We start from the raw sequence: 23486 nt of genomic DNA, 5'->3' as shown, positions 1-23486 counted from the left end.
AATCTGGCGATTTCCGTCCATAACTTCGAGTTCGCGGGGGTTTAATTGTTCCATGTCACTGGCTGGTAGAGGGTTTGCGTTGAGGCTGATGGCCTCCGTCGTACTGCTTCTCGGGTCCGTAACTTTGGTGAGTGTGCCGGTGGCACAAGCAGATCCGGGACCCGGATCACCAGTTCCGGCCAACGATCCGTTCTACGATTGGGACGACAGCCTGGACGTCTCCCCGGGAACGGTGCTGCGGTCGAGGCCCATGACGTTCCGTACCCCCAGCCAGCCGACGCCGATCACGGGTAACCAGGTTCTCTACAGAACTACCGACCAACAGGGCGACGGTGTCGTCACGGTCGCCACGGTGCTGCGGCCCTTGATCCCCGGGCCGACGCGGATCGTCTCGTACCACATGGCGTACGACGCCCTCGGCTCTCAGTGCAATCCCTCGTACACCCTCAGCGGCGGGTCCACGAGTCCCATTGCCGGCGCGGAACAGGCAGTCATCGCCGGTTACCTCGCAGCCGGCTACACCGTCGTCGTGCCGGATTACGAGGGCGAGGAGCTCGAGTGGACGATCGGGCGGCAGTCGGGCTATGCAGCTCTGGACGGCATTCGTGCGGCCCAGTCCTTCCTGCAGCTTCCGTCGAGTACCCCCGTCGGGATGGTCGGGTACTCCGGTGGATCCGTGCCGACGCAATGGGGAGCCGAGATCGCTCCCGAGTACGCACCCGAGCTGAATCTCGTCGGAGTAGCGGCCGGCGGGCTGCCGGTCGACCTGGCTCACAACCTTCCGTACGTCAGCGGTAACAGAGAGTGGGCGGGGGTCATCCCGGCACTGATCGTCGCCTACGAGCGTGCGTACGGACTCGACCTGAACAGTTTCATCTCCGACTACGGCTTCGAGGTGATCGATCAGGTCGATCAGGAGTGCATTGCCCAGTTCGCCGACGACTACCCCACGCTCACCGACGCCTCGATGGTGAAGGCCCCGTACACCTCCTTGCTCGACGTACCCGAGGTGGTGGCGGCGATCGACGACAACATCATGGGCAGCCAGGGCACTCCACGGACGCCGATGTTCCTTGCGGTCGGGCAGGCCGATCCGATCGGCGACACCGTCATGATCACCGGCGACGTGCAGGGACTGGCGTACGCCTACTGCGGCCGGGGCGTCGATGTGCAGTACGCGCAGTACGACGGCTTGACGCACAGCGAAGCCTTTCCGGTGTTCGAGGCGCAGAGTCTGCAATTCCTGACAGAACGGTTTGCGGGTGGGCCGACGCACAGCAATTGTGTGACCATCCCGCCCGGTAACGCCCTGACACCGACTTCGTAGTTCTCTCAGATGGCCCCGAGATCGGCCGACAGCCAGTGCTCCGGCTGCAGGTAGAACACGACGCTTTCCTCGTGCTCGCTCTCGGCCATCTCGAGGTACCCGTCGACCTTCTCCGGCGGTAGGTAGCGGGCAGCCATGGCGCGCAGGAGGTCCGGGGTGCAGGGCTCCTCGCGTACCACCGGACCTTCCACGGACACGTAGCGGATCGTCGGGTCGGATTGCTCGATCATGAGGGTGAAACGCTCTGCAGCCCTGATCAATCGAGCCTTCTTGGACGTCTTGCCGGTCAGCACCCAGGCTTGTCCGCCGGGGGTGTAGTCGTACCAGATCGGGACCGTCAGCGGACCGCGATCCGGGCCGGCGGCAACGGACAGCGCGGCGATATGCGACTCGGCCAGATACTCTTCGCGTTCTGCCTTCGACAGTGCCATGGATCAACCCTAGGACGTTCGCAGACGGAGATCCAGACTGCAGAGATCCTCGGGCCGAGTGGTGTCAGGGGGTCTTTGTCGCGACGCCCGGCATCATGACCCGCAGTACACCGGCGACGACATCGGCCGCAGTGTCCGTGGGACGCGTCAGGCATCGGAAGAGAACGTTGTTGGTCAGCATGATCGCCACCTCGGGTATCGGTGCCTCGTCGGTGAACACGCCGACGTCGCGTCCCCGTTCGAGGATCGGGACGACGGCGGAGGGCAGGTACAGGTGCTCCATCACGGTCGTGATGGTGCTCGGCTGCTGGAACTGCTCGAAGCTCAGGGCAAGAAGCATTCCCGTGCTCATCGCTCGGTTGTCGATCACGAAGTCTGCCAACGAGATCAGCGTGCGTTGCAGTGCAGTCGCCGGGTCGATGCCGAGTCGTTCGTCGGCTCGGCGCAACCGTAGGACACGATCGAATTCCGGTGTCAGCGCGGCGACGATGATGTCGACCTTGCTGGGAAACAGGCGTCGAAGATCGTCGACTCGGATGTGGGCTGCCGCGGCGATGTCGGCGAGCGTGACCAGGAAGTAGCCGTTGTCGAGAAAGAGCGCCTCCGTGGCCGCGATCACGTCTGCCTCGAGATCGGGGCGGAGAGAGGCGGAAGCCGCAGGCGCGTGTTCCGGTGTGGGCTCCGGGGAGTTGCGGTCGGAATGCACAGGGTCGACGGCCCAACGCAGGATCGAGGTGGCTGCCTCGGCCACATCCTCCGTGGCAACTGAACCGGGGGTCAGCATCTCCCGGATCGCGAAGCCGTCCACCAGAGCGCCGAGGGCCGTCGACAGCGACGTCAGCGACAGTGGACGGCGAACCGACCCACCCTGCGACTGGATCGCCTGACCCACCACCGTGCGCAGGTCTGCATCGAGACGATCGAATTCCGGGGTGACGGCCTTGCGGGCACCCTCGTGGTCAGCGGCGAACAGTACGGCGATGAGACGGCGTCGCATCAGCCCCGACGTCAGGTTGTCGAACAGTGCGGACATCGGTGCCGCCGCGTCGCGCACTCCGGTCGGCGGATCGGCGGCAACTATTCCGCTGTAGTGCACGGTGAGGTTGTCCAACAGATCCGCGACGAACGCCTCCTTTCCGCCGGTACCGCCGCTGCGCGAGTTGCCGGGGTAGGCGTTGTGGAAGGTCTGATGTGACAGACCGGCATCGTCGACGACAGCCGCGATGGACAGCGAGCGCGCCAGATCGGTCGCGTCGAGTTCGCCCAACAACCGATTGCCGGCCTGGAGGAACTGTTCACGCGGAGTCGGCTTGGAACTCAACGACTACCACCTCCAGAGGACTGCACAACGCGGGAAACGCGAGGAGAACGTTAGCAACACCGTCGGCCACCGCGCGCCCGGGCGACGGGGCGGGGGTCGGTCGGCAGGCGGAAAGTAGTTGACAGGGAAACCACAGCAGGTATCGTCGGAGTAGTTGACATCGCAACCATCTGAACAGAGCGAGCTACCTCCGGGAATCGGACGGCGCGCGGTTCCAGCCGATCGCCGATCCACTCGGTGGCACGTACGAAAGTCACGTCCTCCGTCTGTCGACCATTCCACATCGAAAGGCCGCACCAATGACCAAGATCGCAATCATCTACTACTCGGCAACCGGCCACGGGTCCACCATGGCGAACAAACTCGCCGACGCAGCCACTGCTGCAGGTGCAGAGGTTCGCGTGCGGCACATCGCGGAAACACGCGACCCGAGCACCTTCGCCGAGAACCCCGCATGGACCGCCAATTACGAAGCGACCAAGGACCTTCCCGCTGCCAGCGGTGACGACATCGTCTGGGCCGACGGCGTCATCCTCGGATCTCCGACGCGTTTCGGCAGCACCGCGGCACCGTTCCAGAACTTCATGGACTCGCTCGGCGGATACTGGGCCAAGGGAGAACTCGCGAACAAGGCGTACGCCGCCTTCACCTCCAGCCAAACCGCGCACGGCGGCCAGGAGACAACCCTCATCGGTTTGTACACCTCGCTGATGCACTTCGGCGGAGTCCTGGTGCCGCCCGGCTACACCGACGGGCTGAAGTTCGTCGACGGCAATCCCTACGGCGTCGGCCACGTGACCGGCGGTGACAACCAGAACGAGCTCGAGGACGCCACCAATGCGGCACTCGAGCACATGGCCACTCGCGTCGTCACCATCGCAACCGCGCTGGCGAAGTAGGCAGTCCCGCACCTGTACAGCGGCACTGAGCGCGACCGGAGTGAGCGTCGGCAAGGACCGAGGGCACCGACGCTCACCTGGTGCGCAGCACCAATTCTGTCGGATGGGCATCGGCCGGCGTATCGATTGCGTTGCGTACTGCACGGGCAACGGTGCTGGGCTGCAAGAACTTCGAGCCGTCGTACACTCCACCCTCGTGCGCGACGATCTCCTGCTGCATCTCGGTGTCGATGCGTCCGGGATGCACCGAGGTCACCCGCAAGGACGGCTCCTCCAACCGCAGCGCATCCCCGAATGCCCGTAGCGCGAACTTGCTCGCCGCGTAGCCGCCCCAACCGGGGTTGGCGCGAATACCGGCACCCGAATTGATCAGCACCACATGACCGTTCGCCGTGCGCAGCGCCGGTAGGAGCACGCGGGTGAGCTCGACGACGGCGATGACGTTCACCTCGTACTGGCGACGCCAATCATCGGCCGTCGACTCCTCGACCGTCCCCAGTGCCGCGACTCCGGCGTTGTGCACCAACACGTCCAGAGAATCGATGCCCGACGCGGCGGCCGCCACCGCGTCGGGATCGGTCAGCTCCACCGGCCACGGGGTGGATCCGGCCAGTTCCGACGCGATCGGCTCGAGAGATTCGGCCGATCGTCCACCGAGTAGGACGTGGTGATCCGGAGCGAGCAATCGAGCGATATGGGCCCCGAGGCCACGACTTGCTCCGGTCACCAACGCAGTACGAGTCATGTACTCAGGTTAATCAAAACTTCATCCCCGCCGCGGCGGCCCAGGTTTGGGTCGTATTCGCACCGTCCAGTTCCTCGCGAATGATGTCCGCGTGGCCCGCGTGCTGAGAGATCTCGCGCAGAACGTGCAGCACCGTGAATCGTGCGCTCTGCCAGACACGTTCGGGTGCCCAGGGTGCCGTCGGAACAGGCACCGACACATCGAGATCCAACGTTGCCAGGGCGTCGGTAGTGGAGCGCGCCACCTCGTCCCATTCGGCGATCAGCCCGGCGACCGTTTCGTCCTCCGCCATGACGTACTCGCCGCCGGCGGACTCCATGTCGAACTCGGCTGTCTCGTCCAGGTCGGCGATCACCTTCATCCAATGCCTCTCGTTGCTGATCACGTGATGCAGCAGTCCGCCGAGGGTCAGCTCGCTGGCGGTGGTGCGGGTGCGCGCCTGTTCGTCGCTGATTCCGCGAACGGTGATGAGAAAGTTCGCGCGCTGTTCGGCAAGCATTTTCTGGATGTCGGCGTTCTCGGTGATCATTGTTTTCCTCCTGGGTGGCTGGTGAAACCCACACTAGGAACAAACGAGGACACGTTCGGTCCGCAATCCAACCGAGCGGAATTGCGCGTATGGACGCAAACTGTCTGCATGGGCGATCGAGGTTTCACTTCCACGCAGTTGGCGGCACGGGCGGCGTACCTGCTTCGAGGAAACGACCTGGGCACCATGACCAGCGCGGCCCCGAGGCTGTATCCGCACATGTGGAGCTGGGACGCGGCATTCGTCTCCGTCGGACTGGCACCGCTCAGTGTCGAGCGTGCTGTGGTGGAGATGGACACGTTGCTCTCGGCGCAGTGGAAGAACGGGATGATCCCGCACATCGTCTTCGCCAATGGTGTCGACGGCTACTTTCCCGGTCCGGCGCGCTGGGCTACCGGAACACTCGCTCCCCAGGCTCCGATGAACCCGCAGACCTCCGGCATCACCCAACCACCGGTGCACGCGATCGCGGTGCAGCGGATCCTCGACCACTCCAAGCGACATGGACGTACGACGCGTGCCGTCGCCGAGGAGTTTCTCGATCGCCGCTGGGGTGATCTGGTGCGGTGGCACCGTTGGCTCGCTCAGGCGCGTGACGTCGACGACAACGGGCGTATCGCGCTGTTCCACGGCTGGGAGTCGGGCATGGACAACTCGCCGCGCTGGGATTCGGCCTACGCCAATGTTGTTCCTGGAGAGATGGATCCGTACTTCCGGGAGGACAAGGCGGTCATCACCGACGCCTCCCAGCGGCCCAGCAATCTCGAGTACGACCGCTACATCTGGCTGGTGGAGGAGATGAAGCAGGTCGGGTACGACGACGACGCATTGAAGACGAAGATGAGCTTCGCCGTCGAGGACGTGTTCGTCAGCGCCATCTTCGCGGTGGCCTGCGATGTACTCGCCACCATCGGCGAGGACCATTCGCGTCCCCACTCCGATGTTCGGGAGCTGCGGTCGTGGGCGGAGAAGTTCCGCACGGGAGTGGTCGCGACGACGGACGCACGCTCCGGTGGGGCCCGCGACTTCGACCTGCGGACGGGTCAGTGGATCGGCACCGAGACCATCGCGATGTTCGCGCCGTTGCTATGCGGCGGCTTGCCTCGCGAGCAGGAGCGCAACCTGCTTCGAGTCTTCGAGGGCACACGATTCTGCGGGCATCCGGATCTGCGGTACGCCGTTCCGCCGTCGACGTCGCCGGTCTCGAAGGACTTCCGTGCCCGTGAGTATTGGCGCGGGCCGGTGTGGCCGGTGATGACGTGGTTGTTCTCGTGGGCGTTCGCGCGTCGCGGTTGGTCCGAGCGATCTCTGACGCTGCGTGACGAGGGGCTCCGTCAGGCCAGCGACGGCAGTTTTGCCGAGTACTACGAGCCGTTCACCGGTAAGCCGCTCGGCAGCATGCAGCAATCCTGGACGGCCGCGGCCGTACTGGACTGGCTGGGATGAAGGGAGAACTCAGCTGAGGTAGCTGTCGACCAACGGGCCGACGACGTCGAACGAGGTGGCGTCGGGCACGAGGTACTTGGCGACGGTGCCGCAGACGAAGGGATGCCAGGCGGAGCCGGAGTCGGTGCCGAGGGACGAGACGGCCAGGATGTCGCCGAAGTAGATGCCGGGCAGGTGGCGCTGGACGAGCCCGTCGTTGTGCGAGGCGACGGCCAGCAGCTCTTCGACGTGACTGCGATCGATCTCGTCACCCATGGATGCGAGGAGATCTGCTCCCTCGGCGCGGGCCCGAACGGGGTCGCTGTCGAGCAGCGTCAGCGCGCCGACGGTGACGCCTCGGCTCTGCAGTTCGACGGCAATGGCGTGGGCGAGAACTCCGCCGAACGACATCCCCAGGAGGTGAACGGCACCGTCGGTCTGGATACGAGCGATGTCGTCGGCGTACCGCGAAGCCAAGGAGACGAGGGACTCGGAGCGCTCACCGGACGTCGGTACCTGGACGCCGTAGATGGGCCGTTCGTCGTCGATGTGGCCGGCCAGACCTGCGTAGCAATCGACCAGGCCCACCAACGGGTGGACGCAGAACACGGGATCGAGGTGGCCGGTGGTTCGGATCGGCGCGATGGTCGGCACCGCATAGTTCGACGGGTCGAGTTCCGCGAGGGCCAGATGGGGAAGATCGTTCACGACAGTCATGGGTGCGCCTCCGAGCCAAGAGATGTAGTTCGTGTTTCCATTGGGTTTGTTCGTGCCGACTCTGGGTATGTCGCCGTCGGCAGCGTGAGTGTTACCCACGTCTCATTATCGAAGACTCAATCACGTCTGCGAACAGAACGCATTAGTGACTGTTCACCATCGAGCGCCCACATCCGGGCCCCGAACGTCCCCGTTCATCACAGCTGACTCAGCGCCCGATCCAGTGTCGGCCACGATGCCCGCAGTGCGTCCTGCCAGTATTGCCACGAGTGTGTTCCGGCCGCCGGGAAGTTCGTCGTGACCGGGATGCCGAGTTCGCCGAGACGGTTCACCAGGTTGTGAGCGCACACGTTGGCTCCGGCCTCGATGAGGCCACCCAGAACTGCCTGGTCGACCAACGGCGGAGATCCGGCAGGCCGGACGTTTCCTGGCATCTCGTACTGCCCGGGCAGTCCGCTGGCGTTGGAGACGAACAATTCGAGTCCACGGAGTTTCTCGGCGTTGACGAGTGGATCGTGCTCCACCCATTGCGGATCGCCGTCGGGTCCCCACATGTTGTCGGTGTTGCCGCCGCCGCGCAGCTGCACCAATGCGCGAATGAAGGAACGAGTCACGGGATCGCTCGTCTGCGCGCACCCGCTGTACGACGCCACGCCTCGGTACAGTCCCGGAGCCTGGATGGCGAGATCGAGCACCGATCCCGCAGACATCGACAGGCCCCCGATGGCGTTGACGCCGTCGGCCCCCAAGGCCTCGTCGAGCGCCGGCGGTAGTTCGTGGGTGAGGAAGGTCTGCCACTTGTTCCGGCCGAGCTTCGGGTCGTCGCGCTCCCAGTCGGTGTAGTAGCTCAGATATCCGCCGACGGGCATGGCGACGTTGACGTTCTTGTCCGCGAAGAAGTCCACGATGTCGGTCTTGGCCAGCCAGTTGGCACCGTCGACACCTGCACCGGCACCGTTGAGCATGTACAGCGTCGGACGGGGCACGGACGTGTCGGACGGCCGGATCACCTGGATCTTGACGACGGTGTCCATCGAGGGCGAGCGCACGAAGACGTCCCAGCGAGTGTCGTCGATCTTGTCGATGCTCTCCACCGTCCCTACCGGACGGTGGACCTGATCGGTGGGAGCCACGGGTTGCGCCGACGCGACCGTCGGAATTCCGAGCAGCAGTCCGGCGGCCAGGGCCAGAGCCGTCAGGCGTGGAGCTTTCATCGATTCTTCAGCTCTTTCTTCTCGGTGGCGCGAAGTTCGTGGGCGATGCGTGGGCCGATGGCAGCAAGGGTGGACGACGCGCACATCTGCCAGTGCGTGGCCCGGACGGAGACGACCGTGGTCGCTCCGGCGATGTGTGGATACCACTGCCCGACGCCATCGCCACCGTCCAGACCGGCGGCGAAGAACAGGACTTCACCGGGGTAGACGCCTGGCCGATGCCGTTGCAGCAGTGTGTGATTGTGTTGGGCGGATGCGATGAGACGCTCGATGTCCGCGCGGTCGAGAATGCCGCCGGTGTCGACGGAGTCGAGCAGTTCACCGGCGGTGTCGAGAGACACGACCTGGCCCGCGGGCACGGCGAGGTCGAGGCCGAGTCCGGACATCAGGTCGGCCACGGGAATCGCATCGGCCCAGTCGCCGCTGTCGCCGTGGTGGGCGTCGAGCAGCACGAGCGAGGCGACTCTCCGGCCGGACGCGGCGAGCTGCACCGCCACCTCGTGCGCGATGACACCGCCCAGTGACCACCCCAGCAGATGGACGGGGCCCTCGGAGGCGATGCGGCAGATCTCGTCCACGTAGCGAGAAGCCAACTGCGACAGTGTGGTCGGCAACTCGTCCGGGGTCGGGGTCTGCAATCCGTACAGCGGATTGTCGACATAGTTGCCCAATCCCGTGTAACACCAGGACAATCCGAGTATCGGGTGAATGCAGAACACGGGAGCGCCCTCGCCGGCCTCGCGGAGCGGAAGGAGCACCGCCAGCTCCTCGGAATCGGCCGCACCTGCGGAGATTCGCTCGGCAACGGCCGTCACCGTCGCGTCCATCAGGAGCGACTGCATACCGATCTCGTACGACCGGGCGCGGAGTTCACCGATCACTCTCATCGCAGAGAGCGAACTGCCACCGAGTTCGAAGAAGTTGTCGTCCAATCCGATTCGATCGGTCTCCAACACTGCCTCGAAGGCCTCGACGACGGCGATCTCCGCAGCGGTGGTGGCGGGACGGTACGCGGTGGTCCCGAACACCGGTGCCGGGAGTGCGGCGACATCGAGCTTTCCGGTTCCGGTCCGCGGTATCTCGTCGATGGCCGTCACCGCAGCCGGCACCATGTGAGCGGGCAGAGAACGTCGAGCATGGTCGCGCACGTCCTCCGGTAGTGCACTGCCCGTGAAATACGAGACCAGCGCCTGCTCCCCCGCCGGGCCGGGTACCGCGAGCGTCACCGAGAGCTCGACACCTGCGTGCGCGGTCAGCGCCGCGTCGATCTCCCCGGGTTCGATGCGGAAGCCGCGGATCTTGACCTGCTGATCACTGCGGCCGTCGTACAGCAGACGACCGTCGGCGGTACGCCGCACCAGGTCTCCGGTGCGATACATCCGCGATTCGGGATTCAGGGGATCGGCCACGAATCGTGTTGCGGTCAAACCGGATCGGCGGTGGTACCCACGAGCCAGTGCGGGCCCGGCGACGTACAGCTCCCCGCGTACTCCGATCGGGACGCAGTGCAGGCGGGCATCGAGGACCATCGCGCGGAGCCCGTGCAGTGGTCGGCCGAGCGTGATCGGCTCGCCGGGGCGTACCTCGCCGAGGGTGGAGATGTCGGTGGCCTCGGTTGGCCCGTACCCGTTGAGCATCAGGCGCCCACGGCTCCACTTGGCTACCAGTTCGGCGCTGCATGCTTCGCCGCCGACGCACAGCACCTCCAGGCAGTCGAGACCCTCGGGATCGAGCGTGGACAGTGCGGACGGTGTCATCAACGCATGCGTGACCTGCTCGTCGCGGATGAACGCCGCCAGTTCCGCCCCACCGAGAACTGTCGGCGGTGAGATGACGAGCGTCGCCGCAGCGGACAGCGCCGAGATCATCTCGCCGACGGCCATGTCGAAACTCGGAGACGTGTTGTGCAGGAACCGCGACGAGTGCTGCACTCGATGCAGTTCCTTGCGGGACGCGGCCAGATTGGCCAGGCCGCGGTGACTGACCACCACCCCCTTCGGACGCCCGGTCGAGCCCGAGGTGTAGATGACGTACGCGGCGGTCGACTCGAGCACCGGTCCGGTGAGTTCGGCTGCAGCGACGGGTGTCTCGTCGGCCGGCTCGAACTCGGTGAGAAACGTGGGATCGTCGAGTTCCACCCACGGGACATCCGCGAGCAGAGCGCGTCGAGCATGCGAGGTGGTCACTCCGAGTACCGCACCGGAGTCGGCGATCATGTGTGCGATGCGCTCGGCCGGATACGCCGGGTCGACCGGCAGATATGCTGCGCCGGTTCGGGTGACGGCCCAGGTGCACAGCACCGACTCCGCCGAGCGGGGCAGCGCCACGGCCACCACGGTCTCGGGCCCGACCCCGTATCCCAGCAGCACGCGGGCCAGCCGGTTCGCATAGGCGTCGGCCTCTCGGTAGGTGTAGTCGATTCCGTTCCAGCGCAGCGCAATTGCGTCAGGACGGGCGGTCACGGCCGCGTCGAGGAGCTGGCCGAGGGTCCGAATCGGGGTGTCGGGCGGGCCGTACAGTACTGCGTCGCGCGGTGGTGCGAGGTCGCCGATCGCGGCCGACGGGTCGGCCAGAGCGGCATCGAGGAGCGCGACGAACTCGTCGGCGAATCGACGCGCGGTATGCTCGTCGAAGAGATCCGTTGCGTAGCGCAGAGATCCGTCCAGACCGTCGGCGTCGGTGATCGTCAGTGCCAGATCGAAGCGGGTGACCTCGGATTCGTACGGAAACGGTGTGATCGTCAGTCCTGGGAGATCCACGCCCCGAGGTCGCTCGGTCTCGAGCGCCAGCAACGCCTGGAACAACGGGGAATGTGCCGTCGAGCGGGCAGGCGCGATGGCCTCCACCACTCGATCGAACGGTACGTCGGAGTGCTCCATGGCGGCGAGATCGACGGAGCGTGTGTGCGCCAGAAGTTCGGTGAACGATCGACTCGGATTCACGTTCAGTCGCAGCACGAGGGTGTTGACGAACATCCCGACGACATCGTCGAGCGCACCCGATCCGCGACCCGACACCGGGGTCCCGACGGGGATGTCCGTGCCCCCGGTCAGTCGAGACAGCACAGCTGCGTACGCCGCGTGCATCACCATGAACACCGAGGTCCCGGTCCGGCGGGCAAGGGCCCGCATACCCACAGCGGTCTGCTCGGACAGCGAGAACTGCACCGCACGTCCACGTTTGGACGCCACTGCCTGCCGGGGTCGATCCGTCGGCAGGTCGAGTACCGTGGGCAGATCCGCCAGAGTTGTCGTCCAGTATCGAATCTGCCGCGACAACACGGAGGTCGGATCCTCGTCGTTGCCCAGGACCTCGCGTTGCCATACGGCAAAGTCGGCGTACTGCACCGGCAGCGGAGTCCACTGCGGCGGGGTGCCATGGACTCGTGACCCGTAGGCGAGCGCAACGTCCCGTGCCAGCGGTGTCATCGACAGACCGTCGGCGCTGATGTGGTGCACGACGAGCACGAGCACGTGTGTGCTCGGTGCGGTCCGCAGTAGCGCACCGCGCAACGGCACGGCGGCGGTGACATCGAATCCGCGGCCGATCACCGCAGCCACCCGCGCCAGCACCTCGCTCTCGTCGATGTCGACCGGGTTCAGGTCGAGTTCGACATGGTCGAGGATCACCTGGGCGGGACCGGCTCCCACCACCGGGAAGTAGGTGCGCAGCGCCTCGTGCCTGGTGAGCACGTCGTCGACCGCGAGTTGCAGTGCATCACAGTCCACATCGCCGTCCAGGTGCACCGCGAAGGCGATGTTGTACGCGGCCGACGCCGGCTCGAAACGGTTGAGCAACCACATCCGCATCTGCGCGAACGACAGGGGGATGTTCGACGGTCGCGGACCGGCCACCAGACGCGGCAACGCGGAACGTTCGGCGGCGTCGACTGCACCGGCCAGCGAGCGCACCGTCGTCGACTCGAAGATCGTACGGACCGCGAGCGCCGTGCCTGCGGTGTCGTTGATGTGCGCGATCACCCGAGTGGCGGAGAGGGACGTGCCACCGAGTGCGAAGAAGTCGTCCTCGGCACCGACTGCGGTGACATCGAGGACCAGCGCGAAGGCTGCGGCGGCGAGGTGTTCGGTGGCAGTGGCGGGTTCGGCGAACTTCCGTACGGCCAGGGCCGGCATCGGGAGTGCCGCGCGATCGACCTTGCCGGAGCCGGTACGCGGTAGGGCGTCCAGGATCGTGATCACCTGCGGCACCATGTGATTGGGCAGCGAGCGTCGCGAGTGGCTGCGAATCGACTCGGGATCGAGCACCCGCCCCGCAGCAGGCACGACGTAGCCGAACACCTGGGAGGCGTTCACCGCACTCACCGCCTGGGCGACGCCGTCGTACTCGGCGAGCACGGCGTCGATCTCGCCCAGCTCGATTCGGAATCCGCGTACCTTCACCTGTGCGTCGGCGCGGCCGATGAACTGGTAGCGATCGCTGTGAGGATCGGAACCCGCGGCACCGACCCGGCTGATCCGGCGGACGAGGTCACCGGTGCGATACAGCCGACGACCGCCGTGATCGGCGACGAAACGTGTTGCCGTCATGCCGTATCGGCGATGATAGCCCCGGGCGACGGAGTCCCCGGTGAGGTACAGCTCGCCGACCGAACCGACGGGTACCGGATGCAGCCGATCGTCGAGCACGACCGATCCGATTCCCCGCACCGGACTGCCGATCGACACGGGCGATCCGGCCTGCACGGGCCCGTCGATCGTGGCGAAGACGGTGGTTTCGGTGGGGCCGTAACCGTTGAAGAACCTGAGGTGTTCGGCCCACGCGTCGGCGAGGGCCGGGGGGCAGGCTTCGCCACCGACGACGATGGTGGTCGACGCCGAGATCTCGGACGGGTCGACGGTGGCCAACGCGGCCGGGGTAACGAAAGCATGGGTCACGCGCTGCAGCACGGCCGTGAGTTCGGAACCGCCGAGGATTTCCGGGTCGGCGATCACCATGGTCGATCCGGCCCCGACGGCCATCAGCAGTTCCAACACCGAGGCGTCGAAGCTCGGCGACGCGAAATGCAGGGTACGAGAGTCGTTGTCGAGACCGAACCGATCGACGAGGTCGGCAACCAGGTTCACCAGGCCGCGGTGGGACACGACGACGCCCTTGGGGTGCCCGGTGGTCCCCGAGGTGTAGATCGTGTATGCCGGGTGATCGGGTCGAAGCATCGCGGTCCGGTCGAGGTCACCCACCGGTGCGCAGTCGATCAGCGGGTCGGCTGCACTGTCGATGGAGATCCAGGTGTGCTCTCCGGGCAGGAAATTCAGGTGATCGTCGTCGGTGATTCCCAGACTCACACCGGAATCGGTGAGCATGTAGTCGATACGATCGGCTGGATACGTCGGGTCGATGGGAACGAACGCGGCACCGGTTTTGGCCACCGCCCAGGTTGCCAGCATCGAGGAGATTCCACGGCGCAGCGCTATTGCCACGTACTGCTCCGGCCCGATACCGCGCCGCATCAGTGTGCGAGCGAGGACGGTCGCAGCATCGTCGAGCGTGGAGTACGTCCACTTCGAGGCACCGCTCTCGAGCGCGATACCGCTGCCTCCCGCACTCATGACCGCACCCGCCAGCAGATCGGGCAGTGTGCGGTGTCCGAGCGCGGGGGCACCGACGAGCCGGGGTGCTTCCTCGGCGGTCAGGATGGGGATGTCTCCCACCGGCCGAGTCGGATCTGCGAGCGCGGCCGTGAGGATCGATCGATACCGCTCGGCAAGACAGGTCACCGTCGATGCGTCGAAAATATCTGTCGCATAGACGATCTCCACCGACCCGGTCCCTGCGGCGAGCGAGACGGTGACATGCAGATCGAACTTGGCTGCGACGTGCGAGGTGTCGAGTGGACGGACGGACAGATTCGGCAGCTCGACGGACGGTGGACTCGTGTCCTCGATCGAGAGCATCACCTGGAACAGGGGGTGGTGGGCCGTCGATCGCGGCGGCTGAAGGATCTCGACCAGTCGCTCGAACGGGATGTCTGCGTTGGCGTAGGCGTCGAGGTCGCGCTCACGCACCGAGGCCAGGACGTCGGTGAACGATTCGGCCGGGTCGATGTGTGCGCGCAGCACGAGGGTCCCGACGAACATCCCGACGAGGTCGTCGAGTTCGCGTTGCCCGCGTCCGGCCACCGGAGTGCCGATGGCGATGTCGCGCTGACCCGAGACACGGGCGAGCGTCACTGCCAAGGCGGCGTGCACGATCATGAAGCGGGTGCTTCCGGTGCGCTCGGCGAATGTACTCAGTGCGGCGACGGTGGTGGGTTCGATGTCGATCGAGACTCGATCACCCCGGTGGGACGCCACCGGTGGATGCGGTCGATCGGCGGGCAGCGTGAGCCGCTCGGGCAGGTCGTGCAGTGCGGACGTCCAGTACCGGATCTGCTGGGACGCAGGCGAATCGGTATCGGATTCGTCGCCGAGGCGGTCGAGAGTCCACAGCGCGTAATCGGCATACTGCACCTCGAGCGGCGTCCATTGCGGGTGGTGGCCGGCGGCGCGAGATCCGTACGCGATCATGACATCGCGCGCGAGCGGATTCATCGACCATCCATCGGCGGCGATGTGGTGCGCCACGACCACGAGGACGTGGTCTTCCGGTGCCAGCTCGAGCACGGCCACGCGCAGTGGCGGAGCGACGGTGACGTCGAATCCCTGTGATGCGAGGGCGTACAGGGCTCCGTCGAGCAACGATTCTGTGGTGCGGGCGACGGTCACGTCCGGGTACCGAGACGTGACGACTTGCTCGGGGCCGACCGGGCCGTCGGGGTAGACGGTACGCAGCACTTCGTGGCGCTCGACGACATCGTTCAGGCCGACACGCAGGGCATCGACGTCGAGTGCGCCGGTGATTCGGAACGCCGCGGCGATGTTGTACGCACCCGAGGACGGGTCGAAGCGGTTGAGCAGCCACATCCGGTGCTGTGCCGGAGACAGTGGAATATGCTGCTGCCGTGTGCCTGCGACGATGGCCCGATGACCGCCGCCGGCGCGAACACGCTGTGTCAGGGCACGGACGGTCGGTGCCTCGAACAGGTCTCGGACTCCGAGGTCGGCATCGAGCTCGGCATTGATGCGCGCAATCACCTGCGTGGCAGTGAGAGAGTCACCGCCGAGGGTGAACCACGACCGCGTGACGCTCACGTTCTCGAGCTCGAGCACGTCGGAGAAGATCTGTGCAACAGCATGTTCGGCGTCGCCCGACGGCGGTACGAACTTCTCTGAAGATACGAGCGGGTCGGGAAGTGCGGTGCGGTCGAGCTTTCCGGTGGCACCGAGAGGCATCGCGTCGAGCACGACGATGCTCGACGGCATCATGTAGTCGGGCAGAGTGCGCGCCACGTGGGCGGACACCTCGTCGCTGTTCGCCGTTCCGACGATGTACGCGATCAGGCGGTCCTCGCGGACCAGAGCGACGGCGGAGTTCACCCCCGCCACGGCGTGCAGAGCCGCCTCCACCTCGCCGAGCTCGAGACGCTGACCACGAAGCTTGACCTGGAAGTCGTTGCGGCCCAGGTACTGCAGTGACCCGTCCTCGGACCACCGAACGAGATCTCCCGTGCGATACAACCGGAGTCCGGCGGACGCAGCGACGAAGCGTCCGGCCGTGAGATCGGCGCGCCCGGCGTAGCCGCGAGCCAACTGCACTCCGCCCAGGTACAGCTCACCGGTGACGCCCATCGGCACGGGCTGCAGCGCCGAGTTCAGTACGTGGACGGTGGTGTTCCAGACCGGCACGCCGATCGGCACCGACCCCTGCTCGCCGGGCCGGGTGCGGTGGTAGGTGACGTCGACGGCCGCTTCGGTCGGTCCGTACAGGTTGTGCAGTTCGGCATCGACCGCCTCGTGGAAGCGATCGACGATCGCTCGGGGCAGTGCCTCCCCGCTCGCGAACACCTGCCGCAGCGAACTGCATCGTTCGGGCGAGCCGTAGGACAGGAACAGCTCGAGCATCGACGGTACGAAATGCACTGTGGTGACCCCGTGCTCTCGAACGAGAGCCGACAGGTACATCGGGTCGCGGTGGCTGTCGGGTTCGGCGATGATCGTTCGTGCTCCGGTCAGCAGTGGCCAGAACAACTCCCACACCGAGACGTCGAACGTCGCCGGAGTCTTGTGCAGCACGACGTCCTGGGGCGTGAGCGGATACTCGTGCTGCATCCACAGCAACCGGTTGACGATCGCGCGGTGAGAGACGGTGACACCCTTGGGCTTTCCGGTGGAGCCGGAGGTGAACAGTACGTACGCCGCGTGGTCGGGACGCAGGTGTGGCAGGGGATCGAGCGGTGCCGTGCTGACGCCGTCGAGGTCGAGGGTGTCGGGATCCACGACGTCGATGCCGACGTCGTCCAGCGCACCGAGAATCAGGGACGGCGATGCGGCGGCGATCATGTGCTCGATGCGGGCGGTCGGCATCGACGGGTCGATGGGGAGGTAGGCACCACCCGCGGCGACCACCGCATGCACTGCGACGAGCTGGTCGAGCGAGCGGGCCATCGCCACCCCCACCACCACGTCGGGTCCCACCCCGGTGCTGCGCAGATACCTGGCCAAACATCGAACTCGGGCCCAGAAGTTTCCGTACGTCAGACTCCGATTCTCGAACACCGCTGCAGTGGTGGAGACATGCTCGTCCGCCGCCGCAGCGAGGAGGTCGACGAGCGTGTGGGTGGCTACCGGGTGCTCGGTCCTGTTCCACGCTGCCCGACGCGCATGCTCGTCCGCCGAGAGCAGGTCGAGTTGGGTGACCGGAGTCCCAGTGTCGCCGCTGAGTCCACGGAGGGCGCGAGCGAACCGATCGGCGATGGACGACGCCCGTGCTGGATGGACGGACGCCGCAGCGTATTTCAGCGTGATGCGCACGGTCGGCTCGAGGACGGTGATCAGTGTCAGTGGGTAATGGGTGGCATCGGTGACGCGGAGGTCGCGTACCCGCAGGCCGGCGATGTCGGTGTCGCGATCGAGCGCGGAGTGGTCAACCGGGTAGGACTCGAACACCGTCAACGTGTCGAATCCGGCCCCGACCCCCACCCGTGCGCGAACCTCGGGCAGACCTACGTGGTGGCTCTCCAGCAAGTCCACGCTCTGGGTCTGCAGGCGGGCGAGCAGCGATGCGACGGTGTCGTCTCGGTATACGCGCACCCGCACCGGGAGGGTGTTGATGAACAGTCCGACGGTGTCCTCCACACCGGTCAGATCGGCCGGCCGGCCGGAGACCGTCGCCCCGAAGACCACGTCGTCCCGACCGAGCTCTGCGGCGAGAACCAGTGCCCAGGCCGCCTGCACGACGGTGTTCACGGTCACCGACAGCTCTCGCGCCGTGGCCTTCAGGGCCGTCACCGAGGTGTCGTCGAGAGCGACGGCGAGTTCGGCGGGCAGCTCCTGTTCGCCGCCGTGGCCGGGGGCGAGCAGCGTCGGTTCCTCGACGCCTGCCAGGGCCTGGGACCACTTGTCCAGTGCACCTGCGTGATCGCGCTCATCGAGCCACTTCAGGTAGTCGCGGTACGTTCTGGCCGGGATCGGGATGGGACCGTCGGCTGCGTAGAGCACCAGCAGTTCCTTGACGAAGATCGGCATCGACCAGCCGTCGAACAGGATGTGGTGGTTGGTCACCACCAGGGACGCCCCGTCCTCGGTCGTGACCAGTACGAACCGCAGCAGCGGTGGCGCGTCCAGGTCGAATGTCGCACTGCGCTCGGCGTGAGCGATGGCCGGAACGTCGACGCGACCGGCATCGACGGTACGCCAGGGCAATTCGGGGTCGGCGAGTACCAGCTGTACCGCTGCTCCCCTGGTGTCTCTGACGAATGCGGTACGCAGGCTGTCGTGGCGAGCGAGCAATCGACTTGCGGCTCGGTGCAACCGGGCTTCGTCGATGTCGCCGCCGAGATCGAACACCAACTGCGCGGTGTAGACATCGACGTGTCCGCGCGTGAGTTCGGAGTGGAACATCAGTCCGTGTTGCAGCGGGGCGAGCGGCCAGATGTCGGCCAGCCCGCCGAAAGTGCTCTCCCAGTAATCGATTCGATCCTGCTCGACGGTCACCAGCGGAACATCGCTCGGCGTCAGCCCGCCGACGTCGGGGGTTCCGGCGTGCTCGGCGAGACGATGCAACGCGGTCGTCCACCGATCCGCCAAGCCGCTGACGGCGTCTCCGTCGAAGGCACCGCGGGGGTACGCGAACGTGGCCCGAAGCTGCCCGTTGGTGACAACGGCATTGATGTCGAGTGCCACTGCCACCGGCAGGTTGTCGCCACTGCTCGAGTCGATGTCGGCCGACGCATCCGGGAGCCACCCGCGCCCGCGGAGGGCGTCGGGAATGTCGGTGGTGAGCCGCCCCAGATAGTTGAGGCCGATCTGCGGGGCGTCGTGTTCGGCGAGCAGTGCGGCGGTACGGGGGTTCAGGTATCGCAGCAGTCCGAATCCACTGCCCTGGTCTGTGCCGGTGCCGCGGCTCGGGATGGCGCGGACCTGTTCCTTGACAAGCTTGACGGCGGCGGCCACCGAGCCGTCGCCGGCCAGGATGCGCTCGGCGTCGACACCGTCGAGCGAGAGCCGAACCGGATGCGTCGAGGTGAACCAGCCGACGGTCCTGGACAGGTCGGCTCCGGGCACGAGATCCTCGTCGCGGCCGTGACTTTCGACCGAGACCAGAAACGACGACGATACGTCGGCTCGGACCGCTACGGCCAGCGCCGTGAGCAGAATGTCGTTGACGGTGGCGCGGTAGGCGCGGGTCAGCGGTCCCGTCAGCGCTTCGGTGATCTCGGCGCTCAATTCGACCGACACCCGATCGCGGGTGCGACCGAGGTCGATCGCGGGATCGAGCGCACGGCGACCGATCGGTTCGTTGGGCCCGTCGAGAATTGACGTCCAGTCGGGCAATTCGGATTCGGCGCGTTCGGCGGCCTCGCTCAGTCCGTGGGCCCAGCGACGCATGGAGGTGGCCACCGGCTGCAGGACCACTGCGGACTTCGCCTGCACCTGGTGCCATGCTGTGGCCAGATCCGGAATCAGGATGCGCCACGAGACACCGTCGATCACCAGGTGGTGCGCGATGACGATGATCCGGCCGACGCCGTGGGTGTCGATGATCTCGCGAGTGCCGAACCGAGGGGCGACCCAGACGACCTGCAGCATCACGCCGTCGCGCGGCCGTAGCCGCGACGCGAACGCACGTACGGATTCCGCTACGACGGAGGAGAATTCATGGCTGCCGGGCTTGGTGGTGGTGGACACGTGGGTGACGACGGCATCGAGGTCGATGCTGCCCTTCGGCTGCACCGTGAGACCGTCCTCGGTGAGGACCGAGCGCAACGCGTCGTGATGGTCCAGTATCGCGGCAACGGTGCGCCGCAACCCGTCGAGGTCGAGATCGACCGGTGCGGTCAGCACGATGCTCTGGTGGAACGTGTCCATGGCATCGGCTCGGGTCGACGAGCGGACGGTGTGAGACATGATCGGTGTCAACGGCATAGCGCCGACCCCTCCGCCGGGAAGCTCGTCGAGCGTCACCTGATGGGCGGCGTCCGTCGCCACCTCCGCCAATCCGGCGACGGTCCGACGCTCGAACACGTCGCGCGGGGTGAACACCACTCCGAGCGACTTGGCGCGAGAGACCAACTGGATGGCGACGATGCTGTCGCCGCCGAGGGCGAAGAACGAGTCGTCCACGCCCACCGAGTCACGTTGCAGCACTGCGGCCATGGCGTCGGCGATGGTCTTCTCGACCGGCGTGACCGGGGCGCGGTAGGCGGCCGCGTCGGACTCGAAGGTCGGTTGTGGCAGTGCGGATCTGTCGACCTTGCCGGTGGGGGTCAGTGGGATGGCGTCGAGTTCGACGAACATCGCGGGCTGCATGTGCATCGGTAGGAATCGAGAGGCGAAGGTACGCAACGCCGTGTGGTCCAGTGCAGTGGAGTGGGCCGGCTTGACGTACGAGACCAGGATGGATGCTTCGCCGTGGTGGTGGACGACCGATACCGCGAAGTCGACGCCCTCGTGCTGGGACACGACCGCGTCGATCTCACCGAGTTCGATGCGGTGCCCGTGCACCTGGACCTGAAAGTCGCTGCGGCCGACGAACTCGAGCTCGGCCGAGTTCAGCGGACCGGTCCACCGCACGATGTCTCCGGTGCGGTAGAGACGGCGTCCGAGGCCGAACGGGTCGGCGACGAAGCGCGCGGCCGACAGACCGGTTCGGTGCTGGTAGCCGCGCGCGATGCCCGGGCCGCCGAGATAGAGCTCTCCCGCCGACCCGGGGGGCACGGGACGCAACCAGCGGTCCAGCACCACGGCGCGGGAGCCCTGAACGGGTCGCCCGATCGTGATGGCACGGGGGTCGGACTGCGGCCGCGTGATCGTGACCACGATGGTGGTCTCGGTGGGTCCGTAGCTGTTGAACAGCAACGCTTTCCCGCCGAAGCGATCCACCAGATCGGGTGGCATCACGTCGCCACCGACGACGACGGTCTCGAGGTGATCGAGCTCGGCCGCATCGACCGTGGTGAGCAGCGCAGGTGCGCAGATGATGTGGGTGATACGGCGCTCGCGCAGCAGGTGCGTCAGCTCTGCGCCGCCGGCCACGGTGGGCGGGGCGACCACCATGGTCGCTCCTGCGCTGAATGCCTGGATCATCTCGAACAGCGACGCGTCGAAGCTCGACGACGAGAACCGCAGCAGTCGCGACGAGGTGCTCACGCGCAGTTCGGGTCTGGCGTCCGCCGCGAAGGTGGCCAGCCCGGTATGGGTGACCAGAACGCCCTTGGGGGTGCCGGTCGAGCCGGAGGTGTAGATCATGTACGCGGCGTGGTGCTCGGTGAGGGCTGCGCGTCGATCGGCGTCGGTGATCGGTGCGCTCGATCGTGCCGCGCATTCCTCGCCGAACTCCGTGTCGTCGAGATCGAGCCAGTGCACCCGTTGTGGAAGTTGCTGCGAGAGCCCCTGTTCGCTGATCCCGATGGTCACACCGGAGTCGACGAGCATGTGGGTGATGCGTTCGGAAGGGTACCCGGGATCGATCGGCACGAACATGGCACCGGACGCGGCGACGGCCCACATCGCGACGACGGACGCCGTCCCGCGCGGCAGGGCGACGGCGACGGCGCTGCCCGGCCCGGCTCCACGGGCGATCAGAGCGCGCGCGACGGCGTTGGCGCGGTCGTCGAGCTCGCGATACGTCAGTCTCTCGTCCTGGAACTCGACGGCCGTGTTCTCGGGTGCGGATTCGGCGCCGCGTCGGAGCAGGTTCGGAAAGAGTTCGCAGGCAACGGCGTCGGGGCCTGCGAGTGGTACGAGCGCGGACCTCTCGGCGTCGTCGAGCACGTCGAGTTCCAGAACGGGTGTCCGGGAGTCTGCGGTGAGGAAGTCCTCGAACAGTGCGAGGAACCGACGATGCAGCGTCTCGAACTGCTCGATGCCGTAGATGTTGGGGTTGCCCTCGAATTCGAGGCGGGAGCGCGTCCCGTCGGTCGCCGGGTAGATGTTGACCGAGAGGTCTTCCACGGGTCCGGTGGAGAGCACGTTGAACTCCCCGGTGAGCGGTCCGAACGGCACCTCGCTCTCGTACGCCATGATGTTGATCGCGGGGCCGAAGAACCCGCGCGTCTCGGTACCTCCGCCTGCGTCGCGGCGAATGTCCTCGGCACGATACCGCTGGTGTCGCAGAGCTCCGGTCAGTTCCAACTGCACCTCGGCCACCAGCGTCGCCAGTGTGCACTGCGGGGTGATTCGAACCCGGATCGGCAGTACGTTGGAGACCATCCCGCCGGAACGTCGCAGCACAGCTGTGGTGCGGCCGGCCACGGGCAGGCTCAGTACCACGTCGGTACTCCCCGTCATCCGCGCGAGAAACGTTGCCACCGCGGCGATGGCGAGCGGAGCGAAGGCCGAGTCGAGTCGGTCCGCTGCACGATCCAGGGCCTGCTGCATGACCTCGGGGAGATATCCGCCGCACAGATGCGCCCGGGGCGCCGGAGGTGCGAGGACGCCCGTGATGGACGTCGGCGGCGGAAGATCGGTCGTCTTGCTCTGCCAGTAGCGGCGATCCTTGTCGAACCGTGGGGAGTTCCGGTACTGCGCTTCGGCGGCATACACCGCTCCCAGCGACCCTGCGGTCGAGTGCTCCGGCTCGCGGCCGCCGCTGACGGCGGTGTAGATCGACGCCACGCGCCGCATGAACTGAACGGCACCGTATCCGTCGAGCACGATGTGGTGGACGTGGGAGTACCAGAACACCCGGTCGCTGGAGATGAGGAGTATCGCGCCTTTGATGAGGCGACCGTGGGTCAGATCGATGGGGGTGCTGTACGAGGCACGCATCCACTCCCGCGCTGCTGCCTCGGGGTCCGTTTCGCTACGGAAATCGAGCACTACGGTGTCGTCGCCTTGCTCGACGTCGATGTACTGGTGCGGTTCTCCGTCGATTTCGATCAAGCGCAATGATCCTGCGCCGAATTCGCGCGCAGTACGCCTGCCGGCGTATCTCATCAGATCGATATCGACGGCACCGCGAATATCGAGGTAATTCGCAATGGTGATGGGTACTGCACTCAACAAATGTTGAGCAAACCATAATCCGCGTTGGGAGGCCGTGAGTGGAAACGGTTCGGTGTCGTCGATGGACGTACGATCGATCTCTTCTTCCCGAATCGTCAGTGAATCAACGGATTCCACAGACTGGCCTCTTCGCGCACGTAGGGGAGCGGTGTCCGGCGCGTCGTCACGCTGAGAATGGAAATCGACGTTGCCCCGAACGTCCTCCATTTCGAGCATTGCCCGAACGGAGTTCCAGCCACCGGCCTATCGAGTCAGGTTTGCACACGCATTGGAAATGGGTCAACTGCCTGCGCTGCATCGGCGGGGACATTGTGAAT

General features: G+C 66.1%; 10 protein-coding genes. 3 read left to right on the top strand and 7 right to left on the bottom strand.

The window, feature by feature from the left end; all coding sequences use genetic code 11:
- The first annotated feature begins 88 nt into the window (after positions 1–88).
- A complete protein-coding gene (locus MTX34_RS10940; protein ID WP_243609464.1) occupies positions 89–1327 on the top strand; it encodes a lipase family protein in 1239 nt (412 codons plus the stop codon).
- Positions 1328–1332: 5 nt separating this feature from the next.
- On the opposite strand, the gene MTX34_RS10935 is transcribed toward MTX34_RS10940, so the two are convergent.
- Together MTX34_RS10935 and MTX34_RS10930 are read right to left on the bottom strand one after the other, a co-directional pair.
- Positions 1333–1758 (bottom strand): pyridoxamine 5'-phosphate oxidase family protein, encoded by a 426-nt coding sequence (locus tag MTX34_RS10935; RefSeq protein ID WP_243609463.1) that lies wholly within the window; start codon positions 1756–1758, stop codon positions 1333–1335.
- Between the two features lie 64 nt (positions 1759–1822).
- Positions 1823–3079 carry a TetR/AcrR family transcriptional regulator gene (locus tag MTX34_RS10930; protein WP_243609462.1) on the bottom strand — a complete coding sequence of 419 codons (1257 nt, stop codon included), beginning with the start codon at positions 3077–3079 and terminating at the stop codon, positions 1823–1825.
- Positions 3080–3378: 299 nt separating this feature from the next.
- Here MTX34_RS10930 and wrbA point away from each other — a divergent pair, with 299 nt between their 5' ends.
- Positions 3379–3978 carry an NAD(P)H:quinone oxidoreductase gene (wrbA, locus tag MTX34_RS10925; RefSeq protein ID WP_243595659.1) on the top strand — a complete coding sequence of 200 codons (600 nt, stop codon included), beginning with the start codon at positions 3379–3381 and terminating at the stop codon, positions 3976–3978.
- Between the two features lie 73 nt (positions 3979–4051).
- On the opposite strand, the gene MTX34_RS10920 is transcribed toward wrbA, so the two are convergent.
- Positions 4052–4723: an SDR family oxidoreductase gene (locus MTX34_RS10920; protein WP_243609461.1), complete on the bottom strand. Its 672-nt coding sequence runs from the start codon at positions 4721–4723 to the stop codon at positions 4052–4054.
- A 13-nt stretch (positions 4724–4736) separates the two neighbouring features.
- A complete protein-coding gene (locus tag MTX34_RS10915) occupies positions 4737–5252 on the bottom strand; it encodes a DinB family protein (RefSeq protein WP_243609460.1) in 516 nt (171 codons plus the stop codon).
- 108 nt (positions 5253–5360) lie between these two features.
- On the opposite strand from MTX34_RS10915, the gene MTX34_RS10910 reads away from it, so the two are divergent.
- Entirely contained in the window at positions 5361–6698 is a 1338-nt protein-coding gene (locus MTX34_RS10910; protein WP_243609459.1) for an amylo-alpha-1,6-glucosidase, read from the top strand.
- A gap of 9 nt (positions 6699–6707) precedes the next feature.
- Here the strand turns inward: MTX34_RS10910 and MTX34_RS10905 are convergent, their stop codons facing one another.
- The 3 genes from MTX34_RS10905 to MTX34_RS10895 all read right to left on the bottom strand — a co-directional run bounded on the left by MTX34_RS10905 (position 6708) and on the right by MTX34_RS10895 (position 23286).
- A complete protein-coding gene (locus tag MTX34_RS10905; RefSeq protein ID WP_243609458.1) occupies positions 6708–7394 on the bottom strand; it encodes a thioesterase domain-containing protein in 687 nt (228 codons plus the stop codon).
- 197 nt (positions 7395–7591) lie between these two features.
- The gene (locus MTX34_RS10900; RefSeq protein WP_243609457.1) at positions 7592–8608 is read right to left on the bottom strand and encodes an alpha/beta hydrolase family protein; all 1017 of its coding nucleotides are present in this window, start codon (positions 8606–8608) and stop codon (positions 7592–7594) included.
- Positions 8605–23286 carry a non-ribosomal peptide synthetase gene (locus MTX34_RS10895; RefSeq protein WP_308198514.1) on the bottom strand — a complete coding sequence of 4894 codons (14682 nt, stop codon included), beginning with the start codon at positions 23284–23286 and terminating at the stop codon, positions 8605–8607. The genes MTX34_RS10900 and MTX34_RS10895 overlap by 4 nt, the downstream gene beginning before the upstream one ends.
- Between the last annotated feature and the right edge of the window lie 200 nt (positions 23287–23486).

It is taken from the genome of Rhodococcus sp. ARC_M5 (genome assembly GCF_022810405.1).
GTDB lineage: Bacteria > Actinomycetota > Actinomycetes > Mycobacteriales > Mycobacteriaceae > Rhodococcoides > Rhodococcoides navarretei.
The sequence above is the reverse complement of the archived record's forward strand: the minus strand, read 5'-3'. Positions and strand labels throughout refer to the sequence as shown.